Here is an 8,585-nt window from a genome sequence, read left to right on the forward strand (position 1 = left end):
CTAGCGTACGCCATAGTTGGCGCCTTTATAACGCTGGGATTCATGATCATGGGTTATAAGATCTTTGATAAGATGACTCCATTCGATACGTCGAAGCAGTTAGCGGAACAGAATATAGCTGTGGGAATTGTAGTGGGGTCTATATTTATTGGGCTGGGTATTGCGATCGGTTTAGTGATTGGTATGGGACTGAACTAGCATGAATCGGCTTACTCTCGTTGGAAAGGTTTAGAACTTTACCTTTGGGACAGTCCGCGCTGCCTCTGTGACTTCAAAGTATTCAGCCTGATCCACGCCAGCGAGGCCCGCATAGATTCGTCCGAGTAGCTTTCGTCTGAAGGTGTTGACTTCCCTGACGGCATCATTGTAACGCTTGCGTTCAACAGCCAGTCGGTTCTCGGTACCCTCGAGCTGGTCTTGGAGCTTGAGGAAGGACTCGTTCGATTTGAGTTGGGGATAGGCCTCGCGTAGCACCAGTAAGCGCGACAGCGCGGACTCAAAGGTGCCGGCTGCTTGGGCTTTCTCCCTGATAGTGCCTGCCTGGAAATATGCCTTGCGCGCCTCTGCCACCCCCAGGAAGATCTTTTCTTCCTGCGCAGCGACCCCCTTGACGGTTTGAACCAGATTCGGAATCAGCTCGAACCGCCGTTGCAACTGATTTTCGACTTGAGCCCATCGGCCTTTGACCGCTTCATCGAGTGTGACAGCCTGGTTATATCCAGAGTAGGCGCAACCACCGGCGAGCATGATCGCACCGACGATTACCGCTAGAGTGATCAAAATGACCTGACTTGTTTTCATCCACGTCCCTCCTTAATTCATCATGTCGCTGGACGCGACATCTCGGATACCCGCCGGTCCCGATTGAATGCGAGAAAACCCGTTACCAACTGGCACCGCCTCCTCCGCCTCCGAAACCTCCACCTCCCCCGAATGATCCGCCTCCAAACCCGCCACCGAATCCGCCTCCAGAACCACCACCATAGCCACTCCCCCAATAAGACCGACGTCCGCCCAGGGCGCTACCGAGCATGGCGCCTAACAGCATACCACCCATCATTCCACGACCACCCCAGGCGCTGTAATGGCGCCGTCTTCGGGTCATGGAGGAGAGGAGGAAAAAGAACAGTAAAAAGGGGATGAGCCCGCTCCCCAAGAGGAATGGGGAACGTCGGCGGGCAACCCGGTGGCGATATTTCGGAACACCGCTTAGTTGCACATTTTCAGCATCTGCAACCTTGTTGGCCACCGCCACGGTGAGTCGGTAGAGCCCTTCCGAGTATTGCCCTTTTCGAAAGTATTGGCCCACCACGGCCCGTGAGGCCGACCCGCCCCAAGAATCCGGCAGGATGCTCTCCAACCCGTACCCGGTGTGGATCCGGACTTCACGCTCCTTGAGTGCTAATACAATCAATGCACCATTATCTTTGCCTTTCTGGCCAAGTTTCCACTGCTCGGCATGCCGTTGAACGAAGCCGAAGAAATCCTCGCCGTCGGTCGTCTGAACCGTGAGCACCTTGACCTGAACGGTCGTCTTCTGCTCAAGCTCTCGCAGCCAGCCCTCCAATCGGCGCTCAGCGGTATCGTCAATAATCCCGGCCGTATCCACCACGAAGGTGCCTGGATCAGGAATGGTGATCTCTGCAGTCACCAGGCAAGGAAATACCAGCAGCACACACAGTGCCGTCAATAGGGATGAAAAGAATCTCGATCTACCATGCATCGACAATTTTCCCCACTGCATCTACATCGTCGTAGAGGGTTCGAAACTCGTCCCATCCATGGGGTGCAGCTACACCGAGCACGTTTCGTACACCCGGTAATTGTCGTCCAATGATGTTTTCGACTGCGGAAATAACTTGAGCAGATGGCTCCGCCTCCTTCTGGCCCTTTAACCATAATAGACCCCGAAGCGTTCGAATTAAGCTTTCAGCGACGTCGGCGTCAATCGCAGCGATGAGTTTCTCGCGCCCTGCCGCCGCTAACAATCCCTGACGCATCCCGATCAGGATGGTTTTGAGTTCCCGTTCGCATTGCAGTCGGACATGCGCATCGTTAAGAGCCAGTGTGGCAAAATAATCATGGCCAAAGAGGGGAATGTGACACTGGTGGATCTCGATCAGTTCCAGGGGGAAGGTGTCGAGCGAAGCCGTGATGTAACCCGGTGTCATAATCAAGGGGGCGGCAATGCGGGCCTTTCCATGCTTGCTCCCATGTTTGGCCAGGCCACGGAGCAACTCCAAGTCAATCGACTGAAGGACGAGGACATTACGTGCCGTGTGTCTCTTCATATCGAACGAACCGGCGGCAATGGATCCAAAAAGCGTTAACGCCAGTGCATTGTCGCCGGCCAGCGCGCGTACCTGTTCGGCGTATTGCTGGATTGGCTGGCGCATCGACTCAATGATGCGATCCAGCCCCTCTACACCTGCAGTCATTGTGTCCCTCCGTATGCCGGCAGGCCGGTCACTTCTGCGCTCACCCGCCACAGTCGGCTGGCAGTCGTGGTGTCATAAGAGGCGTTGGATGACTGCACTGCCTTTCGGTCGACGAAATACTTGCCGCTCACCCCTTCAACTTCTGGCGACGTTGCGAGGTACAAGGGTGTTCGTGCGCCTCTTTCGGGGCTGGCACCGATGATCTTTGTCATGAAGCGAAGCGGGTTCGGCATGTAATCACCTATGAGACTGGTTGCGATCACGCCGGGGTGCAGGCAGTTGGCAGTCACTTGGGTTCCCTCGAGCCGGCGGGCCAATTCGTAGGTGAACAGCACATTGGCAAGTTTGGTCCACGCATAGACATGGGTGCGGCGGTAGGATCGCTCAGATTGCAGGTCATCAAAGTCGATGGATACCCCTTTATGGGCTTGAGAGCTGACGTTGACAATCCGGGCTGGAGCGCTGGCTTTGAGATCGTCGAGCAGCAGATTGGTGAGGAGAAAATAAGCGAGGTGATTGACGGCGAACTGGGTCTCCAGCTTATCATTAGTGAGGATGCGCTTCTTGAGGACTATCCCGGCGTTGTTGATCAGGACGTGCAGGGTGGGGTAGCGGGCCTTGAAGTCCTGGGCGAGTTGTTGGATCGCGGCTTGCGAGGAAAGATCGGCAAGCAGCAAGGAAACCGCATCGTTGCCGCTCTCTCGCTTGATCTCGGTCAGTGCCGCTTCACCCCGCTTGCGGTTACGGCAGACCATCACCACAGTCGCACCCATTTTCGCCAACCCGAGGGCGGTGGCTTTTCCAATCCCGGCGTTCGCACCGGTGACCATACAGGTTTTTCCGGTCAAGAGTTTGGTTACGTTTGCCATGTAGTGTGAGCCGCCGAAATCTTCTTCGAGCACAGACAAATCGAGGAGTTACATAGAAGTATCATATCGCATGAGGCGGGGAAGGTCAAGAATACGAGGAGAAAGAGGATCAGTTACTCGTAGAAGTTGCGGGGCCAGGCGTGGGTCTTCAAGGTTTGGAGCTCCTGCGAGGTGAGCGTCGGCGCATCCGGGACGGCACAGTTCTCGTCGACATGCTCTGGCCGGCGCATACCTGGAATGACCGTCGAGACCGCAGGATGACTGAGACAGAATTTGAGGGCGAGCTTGGGGAGGGTTTCCACCCCGTGGCGAAGCAAGGCCGTGAGCTGCTCGGCCCGGGTGCACGTGTCTTTGAGCCGTTCCTCGCGAAAGTAGTGACCCTGGAACGTGTCGGGGTCAAGTGGCATATCCGGGCGGAGCTTTCCACTGAGACCCCCTTCGTCGAGGGGGACCCGGGCGATCACTCCCACATCCGCCTGCTGGCAGAGGGGGAAGAGCTCCGTCGCCGGGGACTGGTCGAAGACGTTATAGATGACCTGTACGGTATCGATAATCCCTGAGCGGACTACCTCGAGGCCCGTCTCGGGCGCGTGGTCGATCAGCGAGACGCCAAAGAAGCGGATCTTGCCGTCTCCCTTGAGTTGCTTCACGGCCTCGTGCCACTCAGTCTCCTGTATCCACTCATCCCGCCAGATGTGGAGTTGTTGTACGTCGATGCAATCCGTCCCGAGGTTGCGGAGACTCTTTTCGGTGTGATCGATGATCCAGGCGCCGGGGAAGGCTTCTTTGGCCCGCGTCCCGGGCTGTGGCGGCCAGCCGCTGGTCTTGAGAGGGATCTTGGTGGCAACGGTCAGGCGCTCGCGATACTCCTGAAAGGCCTTGGCAATGAGCCGCTCGCTGTGGCCGTCGCCATAGGCATAGGCGGTGTCGATAAAGTTGACCCCGCGCTCGAAGGCCCGGAGCAAAGCGCGGATGGAAAGGCGATCATCAGTTTCGCCCCACCATGCCTTCCCAATGCCCCACGCGCCAAAGCCGATCTCCGAAACCTCCAGGTTTGTCCGGCCCAATCTCCGGAACTGCATGGTTTCCTCCCTTCTCCAGACGCGCTACCGAATACCGCTGACGGTTTCCCGACCGCTCTTCGGGCCTTAGTGAGTTGTGATGGAAAGCGGGAGGGTGGTGACCTCGCCGGCGGTGAGATCAGCCACGCGGATTCGGTGATTGTTGGTATCCGCGATGTAGATTCGATTGTTGAAGACGCTCAGACCTCCAGGTTCGTAAAACTCGGCAGTCCGTCCATCTTGCTGCCCCGGCTGGCCGGTTCCGAAAACGGTCTTGATGGCGCGCATGGTGGGGTAGAGGACCTTGACTCTGTGGTTATAGGTATCCGTCAGGTAAATCTGGCCCGCGCCGTATGAAACCCCCAACGGGTGCTGCAGCCGAACCTCGTCGCCGATCCCGTCTTGATCCCCAAAAATGAAGAGCCCCTTCCCGACGAGTGTTCGCAGCCAGCCGGGAGCGCTCAGATCAATGGCCCGTATGGCGCTGACCTCGCTGTCAGCGACGTAGAGGGTCTGGCCGTCGGTGGAGATTCCGCTGGGTTGGGCCAGGGCACCTTCCAAACGGGGTCCGTCAATGATTGCTTCCTTACCGGTGCCCGCAAATAGCTGCATTTCAGCAGTGGCCAAATCCATTACCCATATCTGATGGCAACCCGCCATGGCGACGTACAGTTTGCCGTCGGCAACGCAGAGATCCCAGGGGGAGTTCAGCGACATCTCTCGCGCCGGCCCCCGCTGTCGAATCGCATGGCCCTGTCGGCCATCCCCAGCGATGGTCTCCACCCTCCGCGTCTCAAGATCGAGACGGCGGATTAGGTGATTCTCTGTATCGGCAACATAGAGGAGGTTGTCGGCCAAAGCCTCCCCATGGGGTGCGCGAAAGGTCGCCTGCTCAAACGGTCCGTCAGAGGCCCCGGGCTCACCCGTACCGGCGAGGTCGAGCATGTTACCCCCAAGATCAGTGATGACGATCCGATGGTGTCCCGTATCGGCAACGACGAGACGCTGCGTTTCGGCATCGGCTAACACCTTTTGCGGAAAGGCGAGGGGCCCGTCGTGCATGCGCTCCCGGCGAAACTGGATGGGATCATCCTTGAAGATTCCCTTTTCGCGGTGCTCCGTGATCAACCCGGCGATGGTTTGGCGGAGACCATTACCGTGCCCCTCTCCCGCCACCATCGCCACGACGTAACCCTCGGGGTCGATCAGGACGAGGGTAGGCCAGGCCTTGATCGCATAGCTACGCCAGACCAGGAACTGATCGTCGTTCACGACGGGATGCCCTAGCCCGTGGCGCAGGATGGCTTGCCGGACGTTCTCGGCTTCCCGTTCGTTCGGGAATTTGGCCGAATGGACTCCGATGATGACGAGCTCGGTGGGAAAGGTCCTTTCCAGAGCTTCCAGCTCCGGTAGCACGTGCATGCAGTTAATTCAGCAGTAGGTCCAGAAGTCCAGGAGGACTACTTTTCCCCGGAGCGCCTTCAGGCTGACAGGGCGATCGGTGTTGAGCCACTCGAGACCCGGCGGGAAATCCGGAGCCCGGATGGTATGAGGTGGCATGTCACTCCGCATGATCCTCTTCCTCGTGGTGTATTCCGTGTGTGTGAAGAAGCTATCATATCCTTTCCTCAAATCGTGACAACGTGTTCCCGGCAGCTCATCTTGGCGCACGGGTTCATAGGTGTCAAGGGGCTAATCAGGATGGAGTGGGAACTCCGTATGAGCAGAATGGTGCATCCCATGGGGGATAGACGAGAAAATTGGCTTGACCCGGGTGGCGGGCAAGGCAAGAATAAGATTCCGGGTGCGCCAGGTGACCCGACTGTTGATGTCGGACAGGGCACCGTTCGCCTTCTTAGACAGTTCTGTCGAATTCTAGCCCGCATTATTCACGAACGGAGTGTCTTCGTGAATAATGCGCCTGCAGGTGCGGGCTCGACCGCACCGGCAGGTTTCGACTGGCCGCTCCCACGGCCTGCTCAAGGCTAGCCCTGAGCGACGCCCAGCAAACGTGGGACGGAGTCGAAGCCCAGAGGGCGGATGATCCACATCTATGTGAATAATCCGGGCTAGTTATTCGGCGAAGAAGCCAGACCGTGACATGATGAGTATTTGGCACATAATGAAATGATGAGACAGCGGCTGAATTCGATATTAGATCGTTTAGCCGATCCCCACAAGAGCTTCCAAACGTTTTGTCTCTTCTTGGCCACACACGTACTGGTATGGACTGTATACTCCTCTGTCACCCGAGCCAATCTCGATAAGTGGGGTGACATGGCAGAGAATTTTGTGTGGGGCCAAGAGTGGCAACTTGGATACTATAAGCACCCACCCCTTTTTGCTTGGATAACTGCCCTATGGTTCAAAGTCTTCCCGCATGTGGATTGGGCTTATTTCCTGCTTTCCCAAGTTAACGTCATCATCGGACTTGCCTCTATCTGGTTTCTGGTCAAGATTTTTCTTTCCGACCGTCATGCATTAATTGCAGTTATCTTGCTAGAGCTTGTCCCGTTTTACACCTTCTTATCAATAAAGTTTAATTCCCATTCGATCATGCTCTCTTTATGGCCATTGACGACGTTGTTTTTCTGCTACGCCTATGCAAAACGACGAGCTGTCCCAAGCGTTTTGTTCGGCTTTTTTGCCGCTCTTGCTATCTTGTCAATGTATTATTCATTGTGCTTGTTGGCAGCACTATTTCTGATTTCTGTCCTGCGCAACGAACGCAGGCAATATTACACGAGTTTTTCACCCTATGTATCGGTTATCGTAATTCTCGTGGTCTTGGCGCCGCACCTTTTTTGGCTTTTCAACGTCGACTTCTTACCTGTTCACTACGCCACAGGTCACATTGTCAGCGATCCATCTCGAATCGTCACAAACACAGCAAAGTTTGCTGTGGCTCAGCTCCTGTATTTACTGCCCCTGGCGCTGGCCTTCGTGGCTATCGTCGGCGTCCGTGCTATTCGGCGACCACAACAGCTCAACCTCAATGGTAGTAAGCGAGTGACGATATTCGGCATCACCTTTTTCCCATTCTTGCTTACGATCGGCGGCGCATTAGTGCTGCAAGTTGAGCTGTCGAGTGTTTGGGCGTTGCCCCTGTGGTTTTTTATTGGTGCAAGCCTGCTGACCTTTTTGGGGATAGACTTGATCACAGCCCAAGTGCGGCGAGGGGTGGCCATCATTTTTGCTTTTCAGCTGTTCATGTTATCGGTATCTCCCTTTGTCGCCTTGGGTATGGACCTGTCACAAAATAGAGCCTGGACCTCCCCGCGTAAGGAGCTGGCCGCCTACGTATCGGGTATGTGGCACCAGCGGTTCGGGAAGCCACTGAGGATCGTCGCTGGTTCAAAACCCTATGCAGACAGCATCACATTCTATTCGGCCGACCATCCGTCTCTTTTCATTAACTTTGATTTTCGAGTTAGTCCCTGGATTTCCGCAGAGCGTTTGCGCACAGAAGGTCTCGCCATTGTGTGTCTGCAGGCGGATCAGCGTTGTCTTGCGGAAATTGATGAACAGTTTCGTGCGCGCGGCGAGCGGATCACTGTGCAAATCAAATCCAGCCGATCGATATTTTCCGAGCCTGACCCAGTTGAATTCGTTATTGTTTTGATTCGGCCCGAAACCTGAGAAATCGTAAAGCGTGAACGTGTTGATAAACGAAAACGCCCTCCCGGGTCATGCCACGTGACCCGAGAGGGCGTCTGCAGTTGCTAATGTGCAATCGATCCTTTGCTCAGCGCTTTATCGCATCCTCCCACAGGCGCTGAAAGCTCTCCACCTGTTTTGTCCATGCCTGGAAAGCCTTTTGCCCTTCCTCTTGGAAGGACAGAAGTTGATGGATCGTCTGGTCGACGCTCTTCCGCCACTCTTCCTGAAGCTTCATGGTCGTCTCGACGGTTTCCATGTAGACCTTGATTGCTTCGAGCTGGGTCTGCATGGCGGAGAGACCTTCGTTGATCCGGCGGAGGTCCTCGCTGGTTGGCAGGTTCATCGTCGTCAGACCAGCTTGGATGTTCTTTTGGATCTGGTTCTGGAAGGCCGTCGAGGCCTCAAAGGCTTTCCCCAATCCTGCCGCGAAGGCGGGGGCCTTCATCATCGTTTCGAAGCTTTCCCACATCATCTTTTGCCAATTAGCCCCAAAGGCCATCATGTCTGGAAGTGGCGTCTGTGATTTTTCTTTTTCCTCAGCCATGGCAGTCTCCATC

Annotated in this window: 9 protein-coding genes; 2 read left to right on the forward strand and 7 right to left on the reverse strand. The window is 55.8% G+C overall.

Features of this window, described 5'->3' with window-relative positions:
• On the forward strand, positions 1-198 hold a 198-nt coding region (locus tag O6929_01990), incomplete at its 5' end, for a DUF350 domain-containing protein (protein ID MCZ6479167.1).
• A gap of 30 nt (positions 199-228) precedes the next feature.
• On the opposite strand, the gene O6929_01995 is transcribed toward O6929_01990, so the two are convergent.
• From O6929_01995 to O6929_02020, 6 genes are all read right to left on the reverse strand, one after another.
• Positions 229-801, reverse strand: a complete 573-nt coding sequence (locus O6929_01995; protein MCZ6479168.1) for a LemA family protein — start codon at positions 799-801, stop codon at positions 229-231.
• Positions 802-883: 82 nt separating this feature from the next.
• Positions 884-1,723 (reverse strand): TPM domain-containing protein, encoded by an 840-nt coding sequence (locus tag O6929_02000; protein MCZ6479169.1) that lies wholly within the window; start codon positions 1,721-1,723, stop codon positions 884-886.
• Entirely contained in the window at positions 1,713-2,438 is a 726-nt protein-coding gene (locus O6929_02005; protein MCZ6479170.1) for a hypothetical protein, read from the reverse strand. The genes O6929_02000 and O6929_02005 overlap by 11 nt, the downstream gene beginning before the upstream one ends.
• The gene (locus tag O6929_02010; GenBank protein MCZ6479171.1) at positions 2,435-3,340 is read right to left on the reverse strand and encodes an SDR family oxidoreductase; all 906 of its coding nucleotides are present in this window, start codon (positions 3,338-3,340) and stop codon (positions 2,435-2,437) included. Before O6929_02010 ends, O6929_02005 begins: the two co-directional genes overlap by 4 nt.
• Before the next feature lie 80 nt (positions 3,341-3,420).
• Positions 3,421-4,389 carry an aldo/keto reductase gene (locus O6929_02015; protein ID MCZ6479172.1) on the reverse strand — a complete coding sequence of 323 codons (969 nt, stop codon included), beginning with the start codon at positions 4,387-4,389 and terminating at the stop codon, positions 3,421-3,423.
• 66 nt (positions 4,390-4,455) lie between these two features.
• Positions 4,456-5,928 carry a thioredoxin-like domain-containing protein gene (locus tag O6929_02020; protein ID MCZ6479173.1) on the reverse strand — a complete coding sequence of 491 codons (1,473 nt, stop codon included), beginning with the start codon at positions 5,926-5,928 and terminating at the stop codon, positions 4,456-4,458.
• A gap of 717 nt (positions 5,929-6,645) precedes the next feature.
• Here O6929_02020 and O6929_02025 point away from each other — a divergent pair.
• The gene (locus tag O6929_02025; GenBank protein MCZ6479174.1) at positions 6,646-8,007 is read left to right on the forward strand and encodes a glycosyltransferase family 39 protein; all 1,362 of its coding nucleotides are present in this window, start codon (positions 6,646-6,648) and stop codon (positions 8,005-8,007) included.
• A 106-nt stretch (positions 8,008-8,113) separates the two neighbouring features.
• Here the strand turns inward: O6929_02025 and O6929_02030 are convergent.
• Positions 8,114-8,585: hypothetical protein (locus O6929_02030; GenBank protein ID MCZ6479175.1), on the reverse strand; the 472-nt coding region annotated here is incomplete at its 5' end.

Source organism: Candidatus Methylomirabilota bacterium, assembly GCA_027293415.1.
Lineage (GTDB): Bacteria > Methylomirabilota > Methylomirabilia > Methylomirabilales > CSP1-5 > CSP1-5.

Excerpts from the sequence above, each read along its gene's own strand:
- O6929_02025 (MCZ6479174.1), top strand. The coding sequence starts at position 6,646 with ATGGCAGAGAATTTTGTGTGGGGCCAAGAGTGGCAACTTGGATACTAT.
- O6929_02000 (MCZ6479169.1), bottom strand. The coding sequence starts at position 1,723 with ATGCATGGTAGATCGAGATTCTTTTCATCCCTATTGACGGCACTGTGT.
- O6929_02015 (MCZ6479172.1), bottom strand. The coding sequence starts at position 4,389 with ATGCAGTTCCGGAGATTGGGCCGGACAAACCTGGAGGTTTCGGAGATC.
- O6929_01995 (MCZ6479168.1), bottom strand. The coding sequence starts at position 801 with ATGAAAACAAGTCAGGTCATTTTGATCACTCTAGCGGTAATCGTCGGT.
- O6929_02005 (MCZ6479170.1), bottom strand. The coding sequence starts at position 2,438 with ATGACTGCAGGTGTAGAGGGGCTGGATCGCATCATTGAGTCGATGCGC.